Annotated in this window: 21 protein-coding genes, 1 tRNA gene, 2 pseudogenes and 1 other annotated feature; of the genes and pseudogenes, 18 read left to right on the top strand and 6 right to left on the bottom strand. The window is 37.8% G+C overall.

Annotation, left to right across the window (positions count from 1 at the left end):
* The first annotated feature begins 1 nt into the window (after nt 1).
* The 6 genes from prfA (at nt 2) to upp (ending at nt 6,418) form a co-directional block, all read left to right on the top strand.
* Nucleotides 2-1,075, top strand: a complete 1,074-nt coding sequence (gene prfA, locus IGJ53_RS11370) for a peptide chain release factor 1 (protein ID WP_002291519.1) — start codon at nt 2-4, stop codon at nt 1,073-1,075.
* Nucleotides 1,068-1,907 (top strand): peptide chain release factor N(5)-glutamine methyltransferase, encoded by an 840-nt coding sequence (prmC, locus tag IGJ53_RS11365; RefSeq protein ID WP_259742152.1) that lies wholly within the window; start codon nt 1,068-1,070, stop codon nt 1,905-1,907. The genes prfA and prmC overlap by 8 nt, the downstream gene beginning before the upstream one ends.
* Nucleotides 1,908-2,100: 193 nt before the next feature.
* On the top strand, nt 2,101-3,126 hold the full coding sequence (locus IGJ53_RS11360; protein ID WP_438750241.1) for an L-threonylcarbamoyladenylate synthase: 1,026 nt from the start codon (nt 2,101-2,103) through the stop codon (nt 3,124-3,126).
* 165 nt (nt 3,127-3,291) lie between these two features.
* Nucleotides 3,292-4,536, top strand: coding sequence for a serine hydroxymethyltransferase (glyA, locus tag IGJ53_RS11355; RefSeq protein WP_010732964.1), 1,245 nt, complete (start codon nt 3,292-3,294; stop codon nt 4,534-4,536).
* Between the two features lie 171 nt (nt 4,537-4,707).
* Complete coding sequence (locus IGJ53_RS11350) at nt 4,708-5,655, top strand: alpha/beta hydrolase (protein ID WP_010732965.1); 948 nt, start codon at nt 4,708-4,710, stop codon at nt 5,653-5,655.
* A 133-nt stretch (nt 5,656-5,788) separates the two neighbouring features.
* The gene (gene upp, locus IGJ53_RS11345; protein ID WP_002291540.1) at nt 5,789-6,418 is read left to right on the top strand and encodes a uracil phosphoribosyltransferase; all 630 of its coding nucleotides are present in this window, start codon (nt 5,789-5,791) and stop codon (nt 6,416-6,418) included.
* 127 nt (nt 6,419-6,545) lie between these two features.
* On the opposite strand, the gene IGJ53_RS11340 is transcribed toward upp, so the two are convergent.
* Nucleotides 6,546-6,788: a hypothetical protein gene (locus tag IGJ53_RS11340; protein WP_002291542.1), complete on the bottom strand. Its 243-nt coding sequence runs from the start codon at nt 6,786-6,788 to the stop codon at nt 6,546-6,548.
* A gap of 120 nt (nt 6,789-6,908) precedes the next feature.
* On the opposite strand from IGJ53_RS11340, the gene IGJ53_RS11335 reads away from it, so the two are divergent.
* Nucleotides 6,909-6,981: transfer RNA gene (locus tag IGJ53_RS11335), tRNA-Thr, on the top strand.
* A gap of 118 nt (nt 6,982-7,099) precedes the next feature.
* On the opposite strand, the gene IGJ53_RS11330 is transcribed toward IGJ53_RS11335, so the two are convergent.
* Nucleotides 7,100-7,738 (bottom strand): CPBP family intramembrane glutamic endopeptidase, encoded by a 639-nt coding sequence (locus tag IGJ53_RS11330; protein WP_002303626.1) that lies wholly within the window; start codon nt 7,736-7,738, stop codon nt 7,100-7,102.
* 122 nt (nt 7,739-7,860) lie between these two features.
* Nucleotides 7,861-8,493 (bottom strand): pentapeptide repeat-containing protein, encoded by a 633-nt coding sequence (locus IGJ53_RS11325; RefSeq protein ID WP_010732966.1) that lies wholly within the window; start codon nt 8,491-8,493, stop codon nt 7,861-7,863.
* A gap of 350 nt (nt 8,494-8,843) precedes the next feature.
* On the opposite strand from IGJ53_RS11325, the gene IGJ53_RS11320 reads away from it, so the two are divergent.
* Both IGJ53_RS11320 and IGJ53_RS11315 read left to right on the top strand, forming a co-directional pair.
* On the top strand, nt 8,844-9,143 hold the full coding sequence (locus IGJ53_RS11320) for a bacteriocin immunity protein (RefSeq protein ID WP_010732967.1): 300 nt from the start codon (nt 8,844-8,846) through the stop codon (nt 9,141-9,143).
* Nucleotides 9,144-9,644: 501 nt separating this feature from the next.
* Entirely contained in the window at nt 9,645-12,932 is a 3,288-nt protein-coding gene (locus IGJ53_RS11315; RefSeq protein ID WP_438750238.1) for a Cna B-type domain-containing protein, read from the top strand.
* A gap of 290 nt (nt 12,933-13,222) precedes the next feature.
* On the opposite strand, the gene IGJ53_RS11310 is transcribed toward IGJ53_RS11315, so the two are convergent.
* Nucleotides 13,223-13,708, bottom strand: coding sequence for a prolyl-tRNA synthetase associated domain-containing protein (locus IGJ53_RS11310; RefSeq protein ID WP_010732970.1), 486 nt, complete (start codon nt 13,706-13,708; stop codon nt 13,223-13,225).
* Between the two features lie 89 nt (nt 13,709-13,797).
* Nucleotides 13,798-14,032, top strand: a binding site (T-box leader).
* A gap of 155 nt (nt 14,033-14,187) precedes the next feature.
* Here IGJ53_RS11310 and IGJ53_RS11305 point away from each other — a divergent pair.
* The 7 genes and pseudogenes from IGJ53_RS11305 to IGJ53_RS11275 all read left to right on the top strand — a co-directional run bounded on the left by IGJ53_RS11305 (nt 14,188) and on the right by IGJ53_RS11275 (nt 22,018).
* On the top strand, nt 14,188-14,829 hold the full coding sequence (locus IGJ53_RS11305) for an amino acid ABC transporter permease (RefSeq protein WP_002293344.1): 642 nt from the start codon (nt 14,188-14,190) through the stop codon (nt 14,827-14,829).
* An 18-nt stretch (nt 14,830-14,847) separates the two neighbouring features.
* Complete coding sequence (locus IGJ53_RS11300) at nt 14,848-15,483, top strand: amino acid ABC transporter ATP-binding protein (RefSeq protein WP_002293345.1); 636 nt, start codon at nt 14,848-14,850, stop codon at nt 15,481-15,483.
* 17 nt (nt 15,484-15,500) lie between these two features.
* Nucleotides 15,501-16,316, top strand: a complete 816-nt coding sequence (locus tag IGJ53_RS11295) for an amino acid ABC transporter substrate-binding protein (protein WP_002373955.1) — start codon at nt 15,501-15,503, stop codon at nt 16,314-16,316.
* Nucleotides 16,317-16,448: 132 nt separating this feature from the next.
* Nucleotides 16,449-17,885, top strand: coding sequence for a glycoside hydrolase family 1 protein (locus IGJ53_RS11290; protein WP_002310127.1), 1,437 nt, complete (start codon nt 16,449-16,451; stop codon nt 17,883-17,885).
* Nucleotides 17,886-18,073: 188 nt separating this feature from the next.
* On the top strand, nt 18,074-20,521 hold the full coding sequence (locus IGJ53_RS11285; protein WP_010732973.1) for a DNA translocase FtsK: 2,448 nt from the start codon (nt 18,074-18,076) through the stop codon (nt 20,519-20,521).
* 233 nt (nt 20,522-20,754) lie between these two features.
* On the top strand, nt 20,755-21,822 hold the full coding sequence (gene rlmN / locus IGJ53_RS11280; RefSeq protein WP_002293564.1) for a 23S rRNA (adenine(2503)-C(2))-methyltransferase RlmN: 1,068 nt from the start codon (nt 20,755-20,757) through the stop codon (nt 21,820-21,822).
* Nucleotides 21,812-22,018 (top strand): annotated as a pseudogene (locus IGJ53_RS11275) (hypothetical protein). Before rlmN ends, IGJ53_RS11275 begins: the two are co-directional and overlap by 11 nt.
* Here the strand turns inward: IGJ53_RS11275 and IGJ53_RS11270 are convergent.
* The gene (locus IGJ53_RS11270; protein ID WP_010732974.1) at nt 22,015-23,118 is read right to left on the bottom strand and encodes an iron-containing alcohol dehydrogenase family protein; all 1,104 of its coding nucleotides are present in this window, start codon (nt 23,116-23,118) and stop codon (nt 22,015-22,017) included. The pseudogene IGJ53_RS11275 and the gene IGJ53_RS11270 sit on opposite strands and share 4 nt — an antisense overlap.
* Before the next feature lie 552 nt (nt 23,119-23,670).
* On the opposite strand from IGJ53_RS11270, the gene IGJ53_RS11265 reads away from it, so the two are divergent.
* Nucleotides 23,671-24,219 carry an aminoglycoside 6'-N-acetyltransferase gene (locus tag IGJ53_RS11265; protein ID WP_002293989.1) on the top strand — a complete coding sequence of 183 codons (549 nt, stop codon included), beginning with the start codon at nt 23,671-23,673 and terminating at the stop codon, nt 24,217-24,219.
* A 246-nt stretch (nt 24,220-24,465) separates the two neighbouring features.
* Here the strand turns inward: IGJ53_RS11265 and IGJ53_RS11260 are convergent.
* Nucleotides 24,466-24,570, bottom strand: a pseudogene (locus tag IGJ53_RS11260) (ribonuclease P); the annotation flags it as partial.
* Nucleotides 24,571-24,764: 194 nt separating this feature from the next.
* On the opposite strand from IGJ53_RS11260, the gene IGJ53_RS11255 reads away from it, so the two are divergent.
* Nucleotides 24,765-26,426 carry a peptide ABC transporter substrate-binding protein gene (locus IGJ53_RS11255; protein WP_002289796.1) on the top strand — a complete coding sequence of 554 codons (1,662 nt, stop codon included), beginning with the start codon at nt 24,765-24,767 and terminating at the stop codon, nt 26,424-26,426.
* Nucleotides 26,427-26,469: the final 43 nt, after the last annotated feature.

Raw genomic sequence — 26,469 nt, 5'->3', positions numbered from 1 at the left:
CATGTACGATCAATTACAATCAATTGAAGACCGTTATGAAGAGCTTGGAGAACTTTTAAGTGACCCAGAAGTGATTTCTGATACAAAGCGCTTTATGCAGCTTTCAAAAGAAGAAGCAAACACGCGCGAAACAGTCGAAGTTTATCGTCGTTATAAAGAAGTAGTACAAGGAATCACCGATACAGAAGAACTGCTTGGTGAAAAACTGGATGATGAAATGGCTGAACTAGCAAAAGAAGAATTATCTGAGTTAAAAAAAGAAAAAGAAGTCTTAGAAGAAAAAATCAAGATCCTGCTTTTACCAAAAGATCCAAATGACGATAAAAATATCATCATGGAAATCCGTGGAGCAGCAGGCGGAGACGAAGCAGCCTTATTCGCGGGTGATCTTTTCAATATGTACCAAAAGTATGCTGAAGCACAAGGCTGGAAAACAGAAGTGATGGAAGCAAACGTTACCGGGATCGGTGGATACAAAGAAGTGATCATGATGATTACCGGAGAGAATGTTTATTCGAAATTAAAATATGAAAGTGGTGCACACCGTGTCCAGCGTGTTCCTTCAACTGAATCGCAAGGGCGTATCCATACTTCCACAGCAACAGTTGTCGTGATGCCAGAAGCTGAAGAAGTAGAGATTGATATTGAAGACAAAGATATCCGCACAGATATCTATCATGCTTCAGGTGCTGGCGGACAGCACGTCAATAAAACAGCATCTGCTGTACGTTTGACTCACTTACCAACAGGGATTGTCGTTGCTATGCAGGATGAACGTTCTCAAATCAAGAACCGTGAAAAAGCAATGAAAATCTTGCGTGCTCGTGTGTATGATAAGATCCAACAAGAAGCACAAAGTGAATATGATGCCAATCGAAAATCAGCAGTCGGAACTGGGGATCGTTCAGAACGGATTCGGACATATAATTTCCCACAAAATCGCGTGACTGATCACCGTATCGGATTAACTATCCAAAAATTAGATCAGATTTTAGCAGGGAAATTAGATGAGATCGTTGATGCATTGATCATGTATGATCAAACATCAAAACTGGAAGCTATGCAAAATGGGTAAAATGACCTATCGAGAAGTCCTGTCACGGGCTTCTTCTTTTTTAGAGGAACATGGAAAAGAAGCATACAGTATCCAATTTTTATTTTTGGAACGAAAACGATGGAAAAAACTTGATTGGCTCCTTCATATGAACGAAGAGATTTCAAAAGAAGAACAACAGTTGATCGAAACAGATCTGCGACTTCTGCTTGCAGATCATCCGCCTCAGTATTTGCTAGGATATGCAGATTTTTATGATCATCGGTTGAAGGTAACCGAAGCAACACTGATTCCTCGACCAGAAACAGAAGAGTTAGTGGAGTGGTGTTTAGACGAGACTCCTGATGTACCATTGGAAGTGATAGATATTGGGACAGGTACTGGGGCGATTGCTATTAGTTTGAAAGCAGCAAGAAAAGATTGGCATGTATCTGCCGTAGATCTTTCTGAAGAAGCGTTAGAAGTCGCGAAAGAAAATGCTCAGCACGAAGGAACGAAAATCAGTTTTTACCATGGGAATACATTGGAACCAGTACAGGATCGGCGATTTGATGTGATTATTTCTAATCCGCCGTACATCAGTCGGAATGAATGGGAACTGATGGATGAAAGTGTTCGGTCATTCGAACCTAAGATGGCCCTTTTTGCGGAAAACGATGGATTAGCTGTTTATGAAAAAATAGCAGTTGAAGCACCAAGCGTACTAAAACCAAATGGAAAGATTTTTTTAGAAATCGGATTTCGCCAAGGTGAAGCAGTAAAAAAAATATTCCAGCAAGCATTTTCAGATAAAAAAGTGGCGATAAAAAAGGATCTTTTTGGTAATGAACGAATGATCCAAGTTTACAGTTGAAGTTGTGGATGAAAAAATTTTTATTTGTTTTTTTATTATAAAAAAACACTTATTTGACAAGGATGTAAACGACTTTTTGGCTTATCAACAAGTTTATCCACTATTGACAAACGAATTATCCACAGTCAGTGGAAAACTTGAGGATAAAGTTGGATAAAACAAGAATGTATGAAAAAGGGGTTGTGGATAAACTGTGGAAACGAAACGTTATGATGAAACTGAATTAAAAGAGGCAGCCAAAGCACTGAAAGCAGGAGAACTTGTTGCTTTTCCTACTGAAACAGTGTATGGATTGGGCGCCAATGCTCTCTTGCCAAATACTGTCAAGAAAGTGTTTTCTGTAAAAGGAAGACCTCAAGACAATCCATTGATTGTCCATGTCGCCTCTTTTGAACAAGTAAAAGAGTATGTGGACAACTTTCATCCAGAAACAGAGAAGATTGTGAAGAACTTCTGGCCTGGACCACTAACTTTGATATTTAAAATCAAAAAAGACACCTTGCCCTCAGTTGTAACAGGAGGATTATCCACAGCTGCATTTCGTATGCCGGATAACAAAAAAACACTAGAAGTAATCGAACTTTCAGGGGTTCCGCTTGTCGGTCCAAGTGCAAATACGTCGGGAAAACCAAGTCCGACAACTGCAGATCATGTATTCCATGATCTACAAGGAAAAATTACTGGGATCATTGATGATGGAGCTACGCAAATTGGTGTAGAATCCACTGTTCTTGATTTAAGTGATCCAACAGCCATGCCTATGATCTTACGACCAGGTGCAGTAACGAAAGAACAAATCGAAGCAGTCATCGAATCTCCTGTTGCTATTGATCAGCATCTTGTAAAAGAAAATGAAACACCAAAAGCGCCTGGGATGAAATACAAGCACTACTCACCCGATACACGTGTTCTGATGGTCAGAGAGGGCGATTGGTCAACTGCAGTTCAATGGGCAAAAAATAAGAAGATCCGTGTAGGTGTCATAGCAAGCCCCGAAATTGCGGATCAAGTGCGGACAGATACCGCAGCAGTTTATATGTATAACGACAACTCAGTAGAAGCGGCGGCTAAAGGATTGTTTGCAGGTCTAAGAGGATTAGATGAACCAACACTTGGGTTAGATTTGATTTTTGTACAAGTATATCCAGAAACTGGATTGGGGAATGCTTATATGAATCGCTTGAAAAAAGCAGCTGGGCAAAATTATTTTGAAAAATGATCAATTGGTTATTGCCGCATTCTTTTAGTATGATACAATGCTATCAAGTAAATCTTCTATTAGTGAACGAAAAACGAAGTGTAAATAGAAGAGATACGAATATTTGGCAATTTGTTTTTGATGGGAAAAATAAAATTGTAGGAAAATAAAAAGGAGCTGTTGTTTGTGGTAGATTACAAAACGTTTGACCCTGATCTTTGGGCTGCGATCGCCAAAGAAGAAGAAAGACAAGAACATAATTTGGAGCTGATTGCCTCTGAAAACTTTGTCTCCGAAGCAGTGATGGCTGCGCAAGGAAGTATCTTGACAAATAAATACGCAGAAGGTTATCCAGGGCATCGCTATTATGGTGGATGTGAATTTGTCGACATCGTTGAAAATTTAGCGATTGACCGTGCAAAAGAATTATTCGGAGCGAAATTTGCGAACGTCCAACCTCACTCCGGCTCTCAAGCCAACACGGCTGCTTATCTCGCTTTGGTAGAACCAGGGGACACGATCTTAGGAATGGATCTTTCCGCAGGCGGACATCTAACACATGGATCACCAGTCAACTTCAGTGGCAAAACCTATCACTTTGTTGCTTACGGTGTTGATCCGACAACAGAAGTTATTGATTATAATGTGGTACGTATTTTAGCTAGAAAACATCAACCAAAATTGATTGTAGCAGGAGCTAGTGCTTACGGACGAACGATCGACTTTGCGAAATTCAGAGAAATCGCAGATGAAGTAGGCGCAAAACTGATGGTAGATATGGCACATATCGCAGGATTAGTAGCAGCAGGACTTCATCCTAATCCAGTTCCTTACGCAGATATCACAACGACTACCACTCACAAAACATTGCGCGGCCCTCGTGGCGGCATGATTTTGACAAACGATGAAACATTAGCGAAAAAAATCAATAGTGCGGTCTTCCCTGGTATTCAAGGCGGTCCTCTAGAGCATGTGATTGCTGGAAAGGCAGCGGCATTTAAAGAAGCATTAGATCCTGCATTTAAAGAATATAGTGAACAAATCATTGCCAATGCAAAAGCAATGGTCAAAGTATTCAATCAAGCAATCGGAACAAGAGTCATTTCAGGAGCAACAGATAATCATCTGATGCTGATCGATGTTCGTGAGTTAGGTATAAATGGAAAAGAAGCAGAGAGTATTTTGGACAGTGTGAATATCACGGTAAATAAAAACTCGATTCCTTTTGAAACGCTAAGCCCATTCAAAACAAGCGGCATCCGAATCGGTACGCCAGCAATCACTACTCGCGGATTCAAAGAAGAAGATGCTATAAAAGTGGCTGAATTAGTTGTCAAAGCATTACAAGCAAAAGACGACAATGCTCAATTAGACGAAGTCAAAATAGGCGTACGCGAATTAACTGAAAAATTTCCATTGCATAAAAAATAAAAATTTAAATTCCATATAATACAATAATACAGAAAAGTTCAATACCGGACTTTTCTGTTTTTTTCTATTTTATTTTTTGTGGAAAACGGATTCTTTGACAATATCGATGATGCTCTCTAGTATATGAGGTGTAATTTTAGTCTTCACATTAAATCTCAGGGAGGAAAAGTCATGACTGATCGTATCTCGTTAGAAAAGGAAGCCATAGCATTCAGTGATGCAAATGCACCTCATCCGCGAATCTATGAACTAGCACCGGAAGAAGGAAGAGCATTACTGGAAGAAGTACAAGAATCACCTGTAAACAAATATTCCGTTGATATTGAAGACTTGATGGTAGATACTGGCGAATGGGGAAAAATCAATATTCGTTTTGTACGACCAGAAGGAAATATAGATAAATTACCAGTTATTTTTTATATCCATGGAGCTGGTTGGGTCTTTGGCAGTGCTCAAACCCATGATAAATTGATCAGAGAACTTTCGGTCCGCACGAATTCTGTCGTTGTCTTTCCAGAATATAGTCGATCACCTGAAGCGAAATATCCAACAGCAATTGAACAAAATTATGCTGTGTTGCAACAGCTGAATAAATTAGCCAAGTCAAAAAATCTGGATCTCGAGAATCTAATCGTTGCAGGAGATTCGGTAGGTGGTAACATGGCTACAGTCATGACAATCTTAACAAAAGAACGAAAAGGGCTCCCAATATCTAAACAATTGCTGTATTATCCAGTTACCAACGCTGATTTCGATACAGATTCCTATCATGAATTCGGAGAAAACTATTTTTTGACAAGAGATGGAATGAGATGGTTTTGGGATCAATATACGACGAATGAAGAAGAACGTGCTGAAATCACAGCTTCGCCTTTGAGAGCAGAACTGAATGAACTAAAAGATCTACCTCCAGCAATGATTTTGACAGGAGAAGCGGATGTATTAAGAGAGGAAGGCGAGGCTTATGCACGCAAACTTCGTGATGCAGGGGTTCCTGTTACACAAGTACGCTTCCAAGGAATCATCCATGATTTCGTCATGGTAAATGCTATGGATCAGACAAGGGCAGCGCGTGCAGCAATGGCATTATCTACTTCTTGGATCATGGAAAAAGAATAAGCTTTGCTTGTCCGCAGGAAAACTTCTTTTCAAAAAAGGATTTTCTTAGGAAAAATGGCGAGTTTGACTAGTCAATCACTTGATTTTGTTTTACAATTAAAAAGAAACGACAGAACAAAGGAGAGCTTAAAAAATGGGCAAATTTCAAGTGATCGATCATCCATTGATTCAACACAAACTAACTATTATTCGGGACAAAAACTGCGGAACAAAGGTTTTTCGTGAAGTAGTCGATGAAATCGCTATGTTGATGGCATATGAAGTATCACGGGATATGCCGTTGGAAGACATCGTGATCGAAACACCGATCACTGAAACAACACAAAAAACGTTGTCCGGTAAAAAAGTAGCGATTATTCCAATCTTGCGCGCAGGTATCGGAATGGTTGATGGTATCTTGGAATTGATTCCAGCTGCTAAAGTGGGACATATCGGTCTTTATCGAGATGAAGAAACATTTGAGCCACATGAATATTTCGTCAAACTTCCAGAAGACATTGATGCACGTCAGTTGTTTGTAGTAGATCCAATGTTGGCAACAGGCGGATCAGCAATCATGGCAATCGATGCATTGAAAGAACGTGGCGCGTCGAACATCAAATTTGTTTGTTTGGTAGCAGCACCTGAGGGAGTAAAAGCTTTGCAAGAAGCGCATCCTGATATTGATATCTATACAGCTTCTCTAGATGAAAAATTGAATGAACATGGTTATATCGTTCCTGGACTAGGGGATGCGGGTGACCGTTTGTTTGGTACAAAATAAGTGAAAATGAAAAAGGATGTGACACAACTTTTGTCACATCCTTTTTTGGTCATTTTTATCGTTTGAGGCAGAACAGCTTTCGTTTACATATAAAAAAACCATCCCAAAAATGCAGAGATGGTCAAATTCAAATCTTTTTAAGTTCTTTGTAGTTAACGATTACTACACCCTTGCTTTGCGTCATCAAGTTCGCATTTTCTGCAGTTTCATCAATCTCAACAACAGCGGAATTTTTCAATTGTTTTGAAATCGTTCCAGTTTGCGGCTTGCCGTGAATCGTGAACATTACGTGAGTATTGATCTTGAATTTTTCACCAATTTCCGATGGTACGATAGTTGTATCAAATTTTCCAAAAGTTGCCATTTTCATAAAACCTGCCTTTCACATCAATTATACCACGTTTTATGAAAAATATCATGAAATTAAACTAATTTTCCATCGAACTCTTTACAATCAGCCAAATAGAGTATATAATTTCTTTTGGATAAGGCCAGCTTAGCTCAGTTGGTAGAGCAACGCACTCGTAACGCGTAGGTCGTAGGTTCGATCCCTATAGCTGGCATTAAAAGAGAAGACAGATGTATCAAGGATTTTTAATCCATTGATACATCTGTCTTTTTATTTAAAGGAAATAAAGTATGCTTTCTTAGTAATAGAGCATGTATTATTTCTATAAAAGTTTAGGAGAATAAAACGACTAGCAATATAGCTGTGAAATCAAATATCACATGAACTGCCCAACTTGTAATGATCGAGTTGCTTTTAATGGCAGCTTGGTTGAATAACAATCTTGCCACCCCTTGTATCAAAAGGATGTGTGCTACAGTGTGTAAAATATTTCCATTATCATAAGTACTGTAATGAATGAATCCAAAGATGATCGCTGACAAGAAACTAGCGACAGGAATGCTGAACTTACTAGAAAAAATAGCAAGAAAATACACTGAGAACAATTCTTCTCCAAGTATCATGATAGGCAAAATAATAAATAATAACGGGCTGAAAGCCTCATTTATTGGATTGCCTGTTAAACCCCATTTCAAAATTTGTTGCAAAAATACCGAGACTGCGGCACTGATTACTACATTGATAAAAAAATATTTGGCTATATTTTTGACAGGAGCGACAGGTTTCGAGAACATTTTTTTCGTATCTTTTTTACCAAAAACAAGTGTAAATGCTATAAATCCAGTGATAGTTAAAGAAAAAATGCTAATAATGGATGGCGCAAATAGCAACCCTAACAAACCGAGTACAACGACAATAGTGCCCAATATCCCTTTTTTAAGTTCTATTTTTTTTCCTAAAATGTTATTCATGATAATAACTCCTACTATTCAGTTTTTGAAGATAGAGTCAGTATACATGAAGAGTTAAAATAGGCAATGTTTTTTTATGGATATTTGTATTGCTAAAAATTTATCTTATATATTCATTTTGATTATACTACTTTTATTTGTAAAAATTTTCTAGCAAAACCAAGTGCTTGTAACTGATTAAGCGTACAATTTTTTAGATGTTCCGAGCGTACTTCAATCATTTCAAAGGAGTTGCTACTTAAATCGATATTTTTTAAATCAGTATCAAAAAAGCTAGCATTTTCTAAATCATTAGTAGAAAACATTATTTTAGTGAGGGAACAGTCTACAAAATCTGCGCTTGATAAGACAGAGTGCTCAAAGGTACTTTCTTTTATGTTTGAACCAGATAAATTTACATAGTCCATTTTACAATTCTCGAATAACGTGTTCCCAATATAACTTTCCATCAATTTAGTACCTGTTAATTTACAATTGACAAATTTCACGCGATGCAACATGCTTTTTGTCAATATACAGCCTGAAAAATCACAGTTTTCGAATATACAGTCGGTAATCTCCATTCTTTGAAAATCATTGGAAGCAAAAAATGCATACTTGAAAATAGATTTGTAAATAATTGGATGGCAGATTATTTGGTTTTCGATGACCTCTTTTTGTGAAAGGATATTATACAGTTCAAAATCTTCGTTTTCATAGATATGAAAAAAGGATCCTTTATTCAAGCTTACTTCATTAACTTTAGGAAAAATCATATTTAATTACCTCCATTTTCATAAAGTCATATTAACAAAAGCTAAACCAACTTACATTAGCAGAAAATGAGATAGGTTTTCGCCTTTTTCGATAACGATAGTGTCGCTATCTCTTGAAACGTTCTTAGAATTGCCCTGAGAGACACAAATTAGGCGTAATTCTAATAAAAATCTTAGAATAAAAATTTTTACTGATTTAATTTAGAATGTTTTTAAAATAAAAATCGTTGCCATAACAGTGTATTGAAAGGTTTTAACAATCCAGTAATGATTTAAAAAAATCTAGATGTAGTGTATACTTTGTTTATAGAATGTAGTGGGAAGAAATATATTTTTGGGAGGAAATCGTGATGTCTAAAAGTGAAGAAATAGAAAACATGGTACTAAAATTATATGATCTCGTTTTAAATCCAGAGATCAAAGAAAAGGAACGTATACTTTTGATAGACGCAAAGACAGGCTTAGAAAAAGGTCAGTATTATCCTAAAGTCATGAATAATTTGGAACGTAGTTTACGTCCGTTAGCAATCAGGGGAGAATTGTCTAAACCAGTATCACCGTTTTATATGGAGATATCAACAATAGGAAAATTTGAAAAAGAATTAGGTCGAGGAATGGCTTCGGCACCGATTACTTTTGGGCATTTATAAAAACGGGTTATTCATCTCAATGAATTAAAAAGTAGAGTCAATCACATAATGCAGGCTAGGTTCATTTATTTGAACAGAGTCTGTATTTTTTTATTCTAAATAAAGAAACAGATGTTTCTTTATATTGTATTTTAGCCTTTAATTAACACAAAAACAGCTAGTATAAACTAATAATGTTAATTAAAAGTGTATTTTATGAAACTATCGTTATTTATTAATGTTGCATTTTTGTAAGCCAAGAATTGGAAATATAGCTTGAAAAAATGAAAGCAATAAGTAAAATAAAGTGAACATATGTGAAAAAAATAATTATTATTAGGAAAAACTTTATATAAAAGTTTTTTTGGCATATTTATTTTTTCTAAATGTTTGTAAAATAACTATCTATTTGATGGTTGAAAGGTTGGAAATGAAATGAGTGAGGGAGGATTTGAGAACAAGGGTTTTTGAGTACTAATATAGTATGGCTTATTTTTAGTTAAAATAGGGGAGATAGAAAAAATGAAAAAGTGTAGAAATATTATTTTATCAATGTTATTTATTATTACTAATATAACATCGCTGATTCCTGTTCATGTCTATGCGGATGCAGGCAGAGATATCAGCAGTAATGTCACTTCGTTGACCGTGGACCCAACGAATATTACAGATGGAGGAAACATAAAAGTAAAATTCTCGTTTGACGAAAAAAAACAAAATATCCAACCAGGTGATTATCTTTGGATCAATTGGCCAAGTGAAGGAAATATTCGCGGTGAAGGATTCCAAAAAGAAATCCCATTAATGATTGAAAATAAAAATGTTGGAACTTTAACGGTCAGAAAAGATTCTGCGCAAGTTGTGTTTAATGAAAATATTAAAAACCTAGACTCAGTAGAAGGTTGGGGGCAATTTGAGATACAGGCCAGAAACGTAACCGATACCGGTGAAGAAAATACGGGACCATTCACCGTGACGAGCGGTGACAAAACGGCTACTGTAAATGTGACAAAGCCAGCTTCTGGTTCTTCTTCTAGCGTTTTTTATTATAAAACAGGAGACATGCTTCCTGAAGATACTAAGCACATTCGATGGTTTTTGAATATTAACAATAACGGCACTTATGTTGAACAACCAGTTAAAATCAGTGATGAAATCCAAAGTGGACAAAGATTAGATCCAAGTACGTTTGAAATTAATCAAATACACTTAGGTGAACAGAAGGTTTATAGAGGAGAAGAGGGAATCCAACAATTTTTACAAGATTTCCCCGGCGCTACATTTAATTTTTCAGTAAATGATAATTACATTGAAATAACTATACCAAAAAACTTTGTCAATCTTAGGAAAATAATGGTGAGTTATAAGACGATCATAGAAAATTCAGAACAAACAAATTTTGAGAATCATTCGGAAGCTTGGTTTAAAGAATTTAATAAACCTGCTGTTGATGGAGAAAGTTTCAATCATACAGTTAAAAATATTTCAGCTTCTGGTGGAGTCAACGGTACAGTTAGAGGCGAATTGAAGATTTTCAAATATATCAATGGCACAGAGATTGGTATCCCAAATGTGACTTTCGAATTAAGACGAGCAGATGAACAGCCTATTCAAGGACAGTCTAGTATCCTGTTGACTTCGAATGAACAGGGAGAAGCTAGTATCAAAGGTCTGCAAGTAGGAGACTATGTTGTAAAAGAAAAAGAAGCACCCAATTGGATTGACTTTGATCCATTAAGCTCAAATGAACTCAAATTCTCCATAAATGAAAATGATACAGAGGGAGTCATTTTACCTGTTTATAACAAGAAAAAGGTTACGAACATCACAGCAACTAAAATTTGGAACGGTGGAACCAATCCAAGACCTAGTATTTATTTTAAATTATTCAGAGCAAGTACAAACAATTGGGAACCAGTTCCTGATGCAGAAACAAAACGATTAGACAATGGAATAACTTCAGTGACTTGGGAAGATATCCAACAGTATGATGATAGTGGAAACGAATATACGTTTAAAGTGCAAGAAGTAGACCAAAACGGAAATGATTATGTCCCTTCAGGTTATCAAAAAATTGAAAACGGGCTAGTCGTTACAAATGAGAATAAAGAAGTCATTTCGGTCTCAGGACAAAAAACATGGGAAGACAATGAGAACCAAGACGGCAAACGACCGACGACGATCACAGTGAATCTATTAGCCGACGGTCAACCGATCCAACACAAAGAAGTAAGTGAAAAAGATGATTGGAGCTATCGTTTCACAAATCTGCCAAAATACAAAGACGGTCAAGAAATCATCTATACAGTAACGGAAGATAACGTGCCAGAATACAGTACAACGATTGACGGGTATAACATCAAAAACAGTTATACACCGGGAAAAACTAACCTAAGTGCTACTAAAGTATGGGATGATGGAAATAACCAAGATGGGCTACGACCTCAAAGTATCCAAGTCCAGCTGTATGCTAATAACCAAAAAATAGGCGAGGCAGTAGAACTGAGCGAGGAAAACCACTGGACGACCACTTGGAACGGGTTGGCAGAAAAGGCGAAAGGTCAAGCTATCACTTATCGAGTGGAAGAGTTGACCAGAGTAGCTGGCTATATCAGTGAAGTTAAACAAACAAAGGATGGAAACATCATCATTACCAATACTCATGTGCCAGAAACCAAAGAGGTTTCAGGACAAAAAACATGGGAAGATAATGAGAACCAAGACGGCAAACGACCGACGACGATCACAGTGAATCTATTAGCCGACGGTCAACCGATCCAACATAAAGAAGTTAGTGAAAAAGATGATTGGAGCTATCGTTTCACAAATCTACCAAAATACAAAGACGGTCAAGAAATCATCTATACAGTAACGGAAGATAACGTGCCAGAATACAGTACGACGATTGACGGGTATAACATCAAAAACAGTTATACACCGGGAAAAACTAGCCTAAGTGCTACTAAAGTATGGGATGATGGAAATGACCAAGACGGGCTGCGACCTCAAAGTATCCAAGTCCAGCTGTATGCTAATAACCAAAAAATAGGCGAGGCAGTAGAACTGAGCGAGGAAAACCACTGGACGACCACGTGGAACGAGTTGGCAGAAAAGGCGAAAGGACAAGCTATCATTTATCGAGTGGAAGAGCTGACCAAAGTAGCTGGCTATACCAGTGAAGTTAAACAAACAGATGATGGAAACATCGTTATTACCAATACCCATGTACCAGAAACCAAAGAGGTTTCTGGACAAAAAACATGGGAAGACAATGAGAACCAAGACGGCAAACGACCGACGACGATCACAGTGAATCTATTAGCCGACGGTCAACCGATCCAACATAAAGAAGTTAGTGAAAAAGATGATTGGAGCTATCGTTTCACAAATCTGCCAAAATACAAAGACGGTCAAGAAATCATCTATACAGTAACGGAAGATAACGTGCCCGAATACAGTACGACGATTGACGGGTATAACATTAAAAACAGTTATACACCGGAAAAAACAAATATATCTATACCAGGTAGCCATATAACACCGTGGAAAAATTTTCCAGAGAAGACAGAGAGAGAGAAAATTAGAAATCTATTCTCTCAAAAATTACAAATATTTGCTCATACAGGAGAATCTAGCGAACAAAGAACCAATTATATTAGTAAGAGAGCTGTACCTAAACAGATAACAAATAAATCAAAAAGCATTCTTCCTAAAACAAGTAGTAAAAAATCTAGTTTTGCTGTAATCATTGGTTTATTGATAGTAACTATCTGTGCTGGGATATTCTTACAAAAATATAAAAAAGTTTAGTTAGAATAATTTTTGTTATTCAGAATATAATATTTCTTGTTAAATATGACTGAAATCAAAAGAATAAAATTCCGATTTATAATTGAAAAAAGAAGCATTTTTATATATGCTTCTTTTTTCGTAGAATCAATAAATATGGATTTGGCTAACTATGGAAGAATACTCGTATTAGTTTTCAGCGTTCATATTAGTTGTTACATTGTTTGATTGGCTAAAAGAATTTCTGATATATTTTGTGCTAAATAAAGAAAAAGACGCTTGAATTGGGAAATAAGAAAACTACTCTATCATTACAAATTTTCATAAACTGGCAGATGTTCTAAGTAAACAAGTATCTTTTCAAAGTCGGAAAAATCCATAATCAAGGTAGTGGTATTGATATTTGGATGAAAGCCTACGGTATCTTGACGATCAATAGCAGCATCGATCACGACTTGGATTTTTTTCTCTTTGTCGTGCATCAATGCTAATGGAGTCACTGTACCTGCTGGAACGCCTAGGAGGTCAGGAAGCTGTTCTTCAGAAACAAAAGATAAGCGCTTTTCTTTTAATTGTTCAGCTAGTTGTTTTAAATCGGCGTGCTTTTCATCAGGCAAGATGACAAGATAGATTTGTTTTCCTTTTCTTGATTTCAATAATAGATTTTTTACTTGCGGACCAGGTAGGGAAAAAGGGACATTTTTGACTGACGTAATCGCAGGATGATCGACTTTTTGAAAAGAGATACCCAGTTTTCTTAGTAGTTCATAAGCTTCTTGTTCGGTTGCATGATTCATCGCGCCTCACCCTCCTTTTTTTATTAGTGTATCATAAAAAAGAGTTGACAAATGAAAAATAATCATGTAAATTACACGTAAAGTTAAAACAAATGACATCGAAAAGAAGAGTAGCAGTTAGGTGTTTTTAGAGAGTCTCTGGTTGGTGGAAAGAGGCAGCAGTTAACCGTGAAACACATCTTGGAGTCGATTTTCTGAAGCGTATAGTAGGAAAATCCGGGGAGCCCGTTACAGCTGCGGTCGTTGCTAGATGACCAGATAAGGCTGGCTTTTCCGTGAGGAGCCGGTAAAAAAAGGTGGAACCACGTGATTAACGTCCTTTGATCTTCGGATCAAAGGACTTTTTGTTTTCATCTGATTTGCAACGACTGTGTGAGGTTTTTTCTGCAAGGAAAAAATAAACAGAGGTGGAACCACGTATAATACGTCCTCTTGGCATTTGCCAAGAGGATTTTTTTATTTTAAAGGAGGAAAAGAAGATGGAGTATTTAATTGAAGTTATGCCGCAATTATTAGTAGGAGCACTCACAACATTGAAATTATTTTTATTTACCTTGATTGGCTCGTTGCCATTAGGGATTATTTTAGCACTAGGATTGTCCTTGCATTTTAAGCCACTACGCTACTTTCTTCAAACATATGTATGGATCATGCGGGGAACGCCACTATTGTTACAGCTGATTTTTGTTTTTTATGGTTTGCCGACGATTGGGATCGTTTTTGATCGATTCGAAGCAGCGCTCATTGCTTTTATCTTGAACTATGCAGCTTATTTTGCAGAGATCTTCCGTGGAGGGATACAATCGATTCCTCAAGGTCAATATGAAGCAGCGCAAGTTTTGCAATTAAGTCCCTTTCAAACGGTGACGAAAATCGTCATCCCGCAAGTGACAAAGATTGTTTTACCTTCTGTAGGTAATGAAGTTATCAACTTGGTCAAAGATTCTTCCTTGATCTATATATTAGGTTTAGGTGACGTAATGCGTGCCGGGAAAATCGCGATGGAACGCGACGCGACTTTACTGCCTTTGCTAGGCGTGGCAATCATCTATCTTACATTGACTGGTATTCTAACAATCGTAATGAAACAAGTTGAAGGAAAATTAAATTATTACCGCTAACTGATAGGAGGAAGAAATATGATTGAATTGAAGAAAGTGAACAAAGCATTTGGTGAAAAAGAAATAATCAAAGATTTGGATCTAATCATTCCAGATGGGAAAACATTAGCTATCGTAGGTCCTTCCGGTGGCGGTAAAACCACGCTTTTACGTATCTTGGCTGGCTTAGAAAGTTCTGACAGCGGAGAATTTTATTTAGACGGTGTACCGTTCAACCCATTTGAGCTTAAAATGAAAGAACAAGTTGTAGGAGTGGTATTCCAAGACTTCCAGCTATTTCCACATCTGAATATTTTTGAAAACATTACCTTAGCACCGAAAATGGTACTGAAACAGACAAAAGAAGAATACACCAAAAAAGCAGAAGAATTAGCGGCTTCATTAGGGATTAGCGATTTATTGAATAACTATCCTTATCAGCTTTCTGGCGGACAAAAACAACGTGTAGCGATTGCCAGAGCATTGGCCATGAATCCGAGAGTATTGGCTTATGATGAACCAACGAGTGCTTTAGATCCTGAGTTGCGCCAGCAAGTCGAGCGTTTGATCCTATCATTGAAAGAAGACGGGGTAACCCAAATCATTGTCACCCATGATCTCGTATTTGCAGAAAATGTCGGTGATCAACTATTAAAAGTTTCCCCAATTCGTTAAGAAAGGAGAAGATAGAGATGAAAAAAATCAGTTTTCTATTCGCTTTGCTCGTAGGTCTTCTTCTTTTTGCAGGCTGTTCGAATAAAAAGGCTTCAGCAGATAATTGGGCGGCTATCAACGAAGAGAAAAAAATCGTTATAGGTTTGGACGATACATTTGTTCCTATGGGATTTAGAGATAAAGATGGGAAGCTTACAGGATTCGATATTGATTTAGCCAAAGCAGTCTTTGAACAATATGGGATTACAGTAGACTTTCAGCCTATTGACTGGTCGATGAAGGAATTTGAATTGAACAATGGAACGATCGATTTGATCTGGAACGGCTATTCCAAGACACCGGCAAGAGAAAAGAAAGTGCAGTTTACAAAACCTTATATGGAAAATGATCAAGTGCTGATCACACCTAAAGAATCAGGAATCACAAGCTTTGAGCAAATGAAAAATAAGAGATTAGGTGCGCAAAATGGGTCATCTGGTTATGATGTGTTTACGAAACAACCAGAAGTATTAAAAGAGATAGTCAAAAACCAAGATGCTGTTTTGTATGATAGTTTTAATGAAGCACTGATTGATCTGAAAAGCGGACGGATCGATGGTTTGCTGATGGATAAAGTATATGCGGACTATTATTTGAAACAAAGAAACGAATTAGAAGACTTCAACATGACAAAAGGTTCTTACGAAAGTGAGGATTTTGCGGTTGGCGCGCGTAAGTCAGATGATACGTTAGTGAAGAAGATAAATGAAGCACTTGACCGATTAGAAAAAACAGGGGAATTCCAAAAAATCTCCAATAAATGGTTTGGTGAAGATGTCACGCCGAGAAATTAACAAATAGATGCAAAGGGACTTAGTATATCTGAGAACCTTTGCTTTTTTTACATAATTTTATTTTGTTGTGGAAGGGGTTTCGTGTTATTCTAAAAGAGGAACGATTGAAGGTTATAGGAAAGGAAGAGATGAATGGAACACAAAGAACTTACCTCATTTCCAAAAGATTTTCTGTGGGGCTCTGCTTCTGCAGCGTATCAAGTAGAAGGAGCTTGGCAAGAAGATGGGAAAGGCGAATCAGTCTGGGATCGATTTGTTCGGATTCCAGGAAAGACATTTAAAGGAACAAACGGTGATCTGGCAGTAGACCACTATCATCGTTATAAAGAAGATATTGCTTTAATGAAAGAACAAGGTCTGAAAGCTTACCGCTTCTCTGTAGCTTGGACACGGATTTTTCCTAATGGACGAGGAGAAGTCAATCAAGCTGGGCTCGCTTTTTATGAGAGATTGATCGACGAATTGATTGAAAACGGTATCGAACCTATGTTGACTTTGTATCATTGGGATCTTCCACAAGCATTGCAAGATGAATATAATGGTTGGGAATCACGTCAGATCATTGAAGATTTCACTAATTATGCAGAAACATTATTTGAGGCATTCCGCGGGAAAGTCCATTACTGGATTAGTTTGAATGAACAAAATATCTTTACTTCATTAGGCTATTTATTAGCAGCACATCCGCCAGGCGTGACGGATCCAAAACGAATGTATGAAGTCAACCATATCGCAAATCTAGCAAATGCATCTGTCATCAACAAATTCCATGAGTTAGAAATGCCTGGGAAAATCGGACCAAGCTTTGCGTATACACCAAATTATCCAATCGACAGTAATCCTGAAAATGTTCTGGCAGCCGAAAATGCGGAAGATCTGATGGCCAATTATTGGATGGATGTCTACATGTGGGGGAAATATCCTATTGCTGCTATGAGATTCTTAGAAGAAAAAGGATGGGCGCCAACGATTGTAGCGGGCGATGCAGAATTGCTAGAATCAGCCAAGCCAGATTTCCTTGGGATCAATTACTATCAAACAGCGACGAATGCATTCAATCCATTAGATGGGGTTGGAGCAGGAAAGATGAATACGACTGGGAAAAAAGGTTCATCAGAAGAAACAGGGGTTCCTGGAATGTATAAAAAAGTTGAGAATCCATTTGTCGAACGAACAAATTGGGACTGGGAGATCGACCCAGAAGGCTTAAGGATCGGATTGCGTCGTATCACGAGCCGTTACCGCATGCCGGTGCTGATCACGGAAAATGGCTTAGGAGAGTATGACAAGTTGACAGAAGACAAACAAATCCATGACGACTATCGAATCCATTACTTACAAAGCCATGTCAAAGCAATCAAAGAAGCAATTTCAGATGGAGCAGAAGTATTAGGCTATTGTACATGGTCTTATACAGATTTGCTGAGTTGGCTGAACGGTTATCAAAAGCGATATGGATTTGTATATGTCGATCAAGATGAAACACAAGAAGGATCTTTGGAACGATATAAGAAAGACAGTTATTACTGGTACCAAAAACTGATTGAAGAAAATGGAGAGAACCTTTAGTTCACATACTTAAAACAAGAAGGTACGGCTGGATATGGCCGTGCCTTTTTTTGATAAAATCATTTAGAAATTAAGAAAAACTGTAAAATAAGCTGAAAAATGAAAGAAAGCGACAGTTCTTTCAAACAAAACTTTAGTTCCCTTGCTTTTTTTTGTATAATGAAACTTGATGAAATGAGGGATAATAAATGGCACAAAAGAAACGGCCTACTAAGAAAAGGAAAAAGACGAAAAAAACGAAAAAGCAAAAACAGCAGCAAGAACAAATGCTGACGATTGGTGTTGGATTTGCCTTGATTCTATTTGCTGTATTCGGCTTTTTAAAATTAGGTTTTTTAGGAATATTGATTGCAAACGGCTTTCGGATCATTGCAGGAAATACTTACCAAATCCTCTGTCTTTTATTAGCCGTATTAGGATTTTGGATTGTCATTAAGAATACAGAGTTTTCAATTGGCAAAAACCGACGCTGGTTTGGCGGTATACTCTTTTATTTCGGTATCTTATTATTGCTACATGCCCATTTATTCGGCAAACTCCATACTGGGGAACCAAATATCATGGGGACGACATGGGACTTATTGGCTAGCGATATAAAACAAAGTCAAGTAGATAATAACGTTGGCGGAGGGATGATCGGAGCAATTCTTTATCATTTCACTTATTTCTTGATTGCACAGCCTGGAAGTTATTTAGCAGCAGTTCTATTACTGGCGGGTGGGGCATTCCTGTTCAGTAATTTGGAAGGCTATCAGCTGCTGAATGGTATCCAATCAATTGGAGAACGGGTACAGGAATTATTGGAAGGTGATCCTGCCAAGCAAGCTCAAAAGCAAGCAGCAAAGGAAGAAAGAATGAAACAGCGTGCAGAAGCGAAAGAAGCAAGACGCTTAGCGGCACAAGAAGCAGCAGAAAAAGAAGCTGCAGAATATGAGAAGAAAAAAGCTGTGAAACAGCAAAGGAAAAATACTCCTGATGAATGGCAGGAACCAGAAAATGCCGAACCTGAGCAGTTAAGTTTTGTTCCAATTGACAGTTTTCAAGAAAATATCCATCCTGCGAATCTAGAAAAACCAGTACCAGATACACCAACACAGACCAATACAGCGGAAGGTTTTGCTGATGAGTTGCCAGAGGATGACGGTACCTCATTAGAATTTGAGATCGAAGCAGAACAGGAAAACCAAGATTATGAATTGCCGACAGTTGACTTGCTTGATTCTATACCAACTGTGGATCAAAGTGATGAGTATAAAAAAATCGAAAAAAATATCGGTGTATTGGAACAAACTTTCCAAAGTTTCGGTGTGGATGCTAAGGTCGTCAAAGCTAGTTTAGGCCCATCCGTCACAAAATTCGAAGTCCAACCAGCTGTAGGGGTAAAAGTAAGTAAAATCGTGAACTTAACAGATGATATCGCACTTGCTTTAGCGGCGAAAGATGTTCGGATGGAAGCGCCGATCCCAGGTAAATCACTGATTGGTATTGAAGTACCAAATGGAAAGATCAGTATGGTTTCCTTTAGAGAAATCATCGAAGCTCAGCCAAACCATCCAGATAAATTACTGGAAGTACCTTTAGGACGTGATGTTTCTGGACGAGTACAAACGGCTGACCTTTCGAAAATGCCTCACTTACTTGTAGCTGGTTCGACTGGTAGTGGGAAGTCAGTAGCAATCAATGGGATCATTACAAGTATATTGATGCGTGCTAAGCCCCATGAAGTAAAACTGATGATGATCGATCCGAAAATGGTTGAATTAAATATGTACAACGGGATACCTCATCTGTTGACGCCGGTCGTGACAAACCCTAGAAAAGCGGCACAAGCCTTACAAAAAGTAGTACAAGAAATGGAAGAACGATACGAAAAATTTGCGGCAACTGGTGTAAGAAATATTTCTGGTTACAATGAATTTGTTCAGCAGAAAAACTTAGAAAACGGAACGAAACATCCAACCTTACCATTCATCGTAGTAATCGTAGATGAATTAGCTGACTTGATGATGGTAGCTAGCAACGAAGTCGAAGATGCGATTATTCGTTTAGCGCAAATGGCTCGGGCAGCGGGCATCCACATGATCCTAGCTACTCAACGTCCAAGTGTGGATGTTATCACAGGGATCATCAAAGCAAATGTACCTTCCAGAATGGCATTTGCTGTATCAAGCGGTACAGATTCTCGGACGATCATCGACTCTAATGGAGCAGAAAAGCTCTTAGGGCGAGGAGATATGCTGTTCTTGCCAATGGGTGAGAATAAACCTATCCGTGTGCAAGGAGCATTCATCTCTGACCATGAAGTGGAGCGGGTCGTTCAATTTGTTACAGATCAGCAAGAAGCTCATTATGAAGAGAAAATGATGCCGACAGATGAAGTTGAAACGGCAGGTGCCCCAGAACAGCCACAAGATGAGCTGTTTGAGGAAGCAAAAGCACTTGTTGTTGAAATGCAAACAGCAAGTATCTCCCTTCTCCAAAGAAGATTTCGAATCGGTTACAACCGAGCCGCTCGACTCGTAGATGAACTGGAAGCTCATGGAGTTGTTGGCCCATCAGAAGGAAGTAAGCCTCGGAAAGTATTCATTGAGCAAGAGGAAACATCAGAACCACTGCCGGAAGATAATGATATGTAAAACTTGTTCGATGAACGGTTGAAAAACGAATAACTATGTAAAAAAGACAAGACATGATGATACCAAGAGAAAAAATGGCTTTTTTCCCATCTTTTCTAATACGGTACGATGTCTTGTCTTTTTTGATTTTTATGAGATTAAAGTTCTATTCGATTTATTTGTGAAGTATTGCATTAACTAAACGAATCATGTATAGTATGTAGCGAAACTTTGAGAAAAAGAGGGAAAATACTTTGGAAAAACAATCCATCTATGGCTTGACGAATGAAGAATTAATCAATTGGTTTATAGAAAACGGTGAGAAAAAATTCCGAGCTGCCCAAGTTTGGGAATGGTTGTATCAAAAACGTGTAAGTAACTTCACAGAAATGACGAATCTATCAAAACAATTGATAGAAAAATTATCGGCGCATTTTATCATCAATCCTCTGAAACAAATGGTCGTCCAAGAAGCTTCGGACGGTACAGTTAAATATTTGTTTGAACTTCCTGATAAAAATATGATTGAGACCGTACTAATGAGACAAGAATACGGCTTGTCCGTTTGCGTGACCACACAAGTAGGATGTAATATCGGCTGTACATTTTGTGCAAGCGGGTTGCTTAAAAAGAACCGTGATTTGACCGCTGGAGAAATCGTTGCGCAGATCATGATGGTTCAACATTATTTTGATGAGCGCAATCTTGGCGAACGTGTTTCCCATGTCGTCGTAATGGGAATCGGTGAGCCATTTGATAATTACGACAATGTAATGGACTTTTTGCATATTATCAATGATGCCAAAGGATTGGCGATTGGTGCGCGACATATTACAGTTTCTACTAGTGGATTAGCACACAAAATCAAGGAATTCGCTAATAACGGCTTACAAGTCAATCTGGCTATTTCCTTGCACGCGCCGAATAATGAGGTGCGAACATCGATCATGCGGATCAACCGAAGTTTCCCAATTGAGAAATTGATGGAAGCTGTGGATGAGTATTTAGAGAAAACAAACCGTCGAATCACGTTTGAATATATCATGTTGAATCAAGTAAATGATAGACCAGAGCATGCGCAACAATTAGCAGATCTATTAAAAGATAAGAAAAAGTTAGCCTATGTCAACTTGATTCCATATAATCCAGTCAGTGAACATGATCAATATTCTCGCAGTCCAAAAGCTGATGTATTGAGATTTTATGATGTATTGAAGAAAAACGGCGTAAACTGTGTGATACGTAAAGAACATGGTACAGATATTGATGCAGCTTGCGGACAATTGCGAAGCAAGCAAATGAAAAAAACAGCTGCCAAATAATCGTAGCCTACTTCGTTTTTTCAATTACCATAAAAGGAGCAGCTTTCTTAATTAAGGAACTGTTCAACTTAAATAAGAGAAAAGATTCTATAGCGAAAGTTATAAAGCGTTTTTGACAAGAAAAGCCCTCATTAAGCAAAGAAATGTCGTCAATTTGATGACAGCCTGCTTGATGAGGGTTTTAGCAATTATTTAACTGATTTTCTTATATCCTTGCTGGCTTTCTTGTGTAGCATGATAAGTTTCTACGTCAAGAATGGCCTGTTTAAATTTTTCTCGGGTGATTTCATAAGGCACATGTTTGATATCATTTGTGGTCATGGCTTTATCTAAGATTGCTTCTAAATCAGTCGTGACATTGAGATTCATGTCGGTTAACGATACTGGAAGTTGGTTCTTTTTCATAAACACATAGATTTTATTAAACAAATCGAACTGCTGATCCATCATCAATAAGGTCAGTACACCATAACTGACAGATGCTCCGTGAAGGTATCCCTCCATTTTTTCTAGAACAGTCGTACCGTAATAGAATGAGTGTGCCATAGCAGAATTATAGTTATTGTTAACTAAAACAGAAACCAATCCGGTAGTAACAATGATATCCGAAACGACTTGTTCAATTGCATATGAGGGACGATTGTCGGCACTATCTTTCAATGCTTGCGTACCATAAGTCAAGAGACGATCAATGCACATTTTTCCGATTTGGATTCCTAATCTATCCGTGTAGCCTAGATCATCGCCACGAGCAGAAAAAGTAGATTCGACTTCTTTGGATAAAGCATCGCCAATACCTGCCCATAAGTATTTATCAGGTGCTTCGGCAATAATTGCTGTATCAATGAAGGTGTGTACAGGTGGTTTTGAAGGAAAGAAGAGTCCGTCCATTATGCCTTCTTCGTTATAGATGACACATACCGCAGTGACGGGCGAACAGTTCGAACCAATAGTGGGGAAGGTGAAGACTGGTTTAGCTAGTTTTTCACCAATGACTTTTACAGTATCGCAAGCACGGCCACCGCCGACTGCAAACAAGACGTCTGCTTTTTGAACACTTTCATGCTGGATCAACTGTTCAATATTTCCATAAGTTGAATTACCCCCGTACCAGAGACTGGCGATAACTTCTATTTCCTGAGTCAAAGCTGCTTTTATTTTGTTTTCTGCCTTTGAAAGTGCAGTCTTCCCTCCAATCAGCACTACTTTTTTCCCATATTCTTTGACGATTCCATTTGCTTTTTCATACGCATCTGTTCCAATGGTATAATTTGGTAAGAAAACACTTTGACTCATATTCTTTTCCTTCTTTCTTCGTTGAAACGGGTTAAAATTTTAAAGAGTGATCTTTCTGACCGCGGCTGTAGATGGAGTAGAGGCGAACCTAAGACAGGATAAGTAATGAATAAGGTGGCATGAACATCTTGAAATCATCAATAAGTATCCTAAAAATAAAATAAGTACAAAAACATTGAAAACGAAAATAATGAATTTTTGTTCCTCTTAGTATTTTCTACGATTCCTCTTGCTTATTTAAATGATCTAAAAATTCTGAATATTTAGATTATTTTACAAAAATGTGTTTCATTTGTCAATTCATAATTGGTTTTTTTTAAAGCAAAAGATAATCTATATCATGATGAACAAACAGAGTTTTTCCCTCCAATTGATGGCCTTCCTGATCTTTCCTATTTTGAATAAAGTGTTTCTGTATAATTTTTTTATTTTATAAGTAAGGTAAATAATGAAAGAATAGGGATAATGATTGGTAGCTAAAGATTTTTGAGCGAGAACATTTCGTTTTTTCAAAAGGACTGTTAGAATAAGCAAGAACAAGGGGGAAGACGTATGATAATCAGTGAATTTGACCGTAATAATCCAGTATTGAAAGATCAGCTTTCTGATTTACTGAGACTGACTTGGCCGGAAGAATATGGAGACAGCTCGGCAGAAGAAGTAGAAGAAATGATGAATCCAGAACGGATCGCGGTAGCAGCAGTTGACCAAGATGAGTTAGTAGGATTTATTGGTGCAATCCCTCAATACGGTATCACAGGTTGGGAATTGCATCCATTAGTCGTAGAAAGCTCCCGACGAAAGAACCAAATAGGTACTCGATTAGTCAATTACTTAGAAAAAGAAGTAGCTTCCAGAGGAGGAATAACGATTTATTTAGGTACGGATGATTTAGACCATGGAACAACGTTAAGTCAAACGGACCTGTATGAGCATACATTTGATAAAGTGGCTTCCATCCAGAACCTTCGTGAACATCCGTATGAGTTCTATGAAAAATTAGGTTATAAAATCGTAGGTGTCTTACCAAATGCAAATGGCTGGGACAAACCAGATATTTGGATGGCAAAAACGATTATTCCTCGACCAGATTCTCAATAATAAAAAGAGGTTGTGAAATCAGCGTCCTGTCCTGAGTATTAGCTCAACAAACGGAAAAATAGTTCTTCATATTTTGCCGTTTGTTGAGCTAATATCGGGGGTCAGCTGATTGAACACCGTTTATCAAGAGGTTGTGAGCCTGCCGTTCAGCTCCGAGTCACAAGGAACAATTTCAAAAAACAGCTTCTCATGTTTGATGAATATTGTGATTTGTGACCGAGGAGTTGGCAGGAGAACACCGTTTATTCAGATAAGGGACTGTGACAAGACTTTTGTCAGAGTTCCTTTTTGTTTATTCTTTTTTATCTTTGTATGGCAATAATAGACAATATAACAAAAATTATTTAATGGCTACTGAAAGACAATAGAAAACCTTGTACAAAGCTATTTTTTTCTGAAAAATTCCTTGAAACCTCACGAAAAAATCATTATTTTATGAAAAAGACAAAAAAAAGTGTTGATTTTTTAATAATTATTCATTAAACTCTTAAACAACTTCAGAAAATATTAATTATTCTGAAAATTCCAATAAAGGGGTACGTAAAATGAAAAAGAAATTTACATTTGGTTTGGTTGCGGTATGCGGCCTTGTACTTGCTGGATGTTATGGCGGCAGTTCAGCCACAAGCAGTAGTTCAGCAAAAAGCGGTTCAGCAGATGGAGGAGGCGTATTTAACTTAGTCGTGCCTCAAGAAATGCCTACAGCTGACTTATCAGTTGCAACAGATACAATCAGTTTTACAGCATTGAATAACGTTTATGAAGGAATCTACCGTCTTGATGAAGACAGCAAACCACAGCCGGCAGGAGCTAGCGAGTTGGCAGAAGTCAGTGAAGACGGATTAACTTACAAAATCAAATTACGAGAAGACGCAAAATGGTCAAACGGTGATCCTGTTACAGCAGCGGATTACGTTTATGGCTGGCAACGAACAGTAGACCCAGCTACAGCTTCTGAATATGCTTACCTGTATGCGCCAGTTGAAAACGCAGAAGACATCACAGCTGGAAAGAAAGATAAATCAGAACTAGGGATCAAAGCAGTTGGCGACTATGAATTAGAAATCAAATTGACGAAACAAACACCATATTTCCAATACCTGCTTGCTTTCCCATCATTTTTCCCACAAAAACAATCCGTAGTGGAAGAAAATGGGGACGCCTATGCATCTGCAAGTGATAAAGCTGTTTATAATGGACCATTCACATTAGAAGATTTCGATGGACCAGGAACAGATACAGAATGGACTTATAAGAAAAATGACCATTACTGGGACAAAGACACAGTAAAACTTTCTGAAATCAAAGTCAGTGTAGTAAAAGAATCTTCTACTGCGTTGAACTTATTCAAAGATGGCCAAGCAGATGATGTGATCTTGTCTGGTGAATTAGCACAGCAAAACGCAAACGATCCAGCTTATACTTCTGTTAAAGAAGCACGAACAAGCTATATCGAATTCAACCAACGTGAAAAGAATTCACCATTCAACAATGTGAACCTAAGAAAAGCTATTTCTTATTCAATCGATCGTGAAGCTTTAGTAAAACAAGTACTAGGTGACGGATCAGTTGTCTCTACAGGATTGATCCCATCAGATATGGTAAAAAGTCCAACAACGAACGAAGACTTTGCAAAAGAAGCTGGAAAATTAGTTTCTTATGACAAAGATAAAGCAAAAGAATATTGGGAAAAAGCGAAAAAAGAATTGGGCGTGGATTCTTTAGAATTTGATTTGATGGCTTCTGATGATGATTCATCGAAAAAAGTAATCGAATATGTTCAAAACTCAATCCAAGAAAACTTGGATGGCGTAACAGTCAAACCAACACCTGTTCCATTCTCTGTACGACTTGACCGCTCAACTTCGGGTGATTTTGACGCAGTACTAGGTGGATGGGCTGCTGACTATGCAGACCCAAGCAGCTTTACTGATTTGTTTGTCACAGGTAATTCATACAACCGTGGTCGCTGGAGCAATGCAGAATATGACGAAGCAGTTAAAGCAGCTTCATCAACAGATGCTGGCGATGAACAAGCCCGTTGGGATGATTTCCAAAAAGCAATCAAGATCATCTCTGATGATATGGGTGTCGTTCCGGTGTACCAAAAAGCAGAAGGTCACCTAGTGAATGAAAAAATCAAAGGTATCGTTCACCATGCTGCAGGCGCTTCATGGGATTACAAATGGACATACGTTGAAGAATAATCGTTAATACCGTGAGCATGAGAAAAAACGAGGCTGCGGCAAA

The organism is Enterococcus sp. DIV1283b, from assembly GCF_051710965.1.
In the GTDB taxonomy this organism is placed as follows: Bacteria; Bacillota; Bacilli; order Lactobacillales; family Enterococcaceae; genus Enterococcus_B; species Enterococcus_B lactis.
The sequence above is the reverse complement of the archived record's forward strand: the minus strand, read 5'-3'. Positions and strand labels throughout refer to the sequence as shown.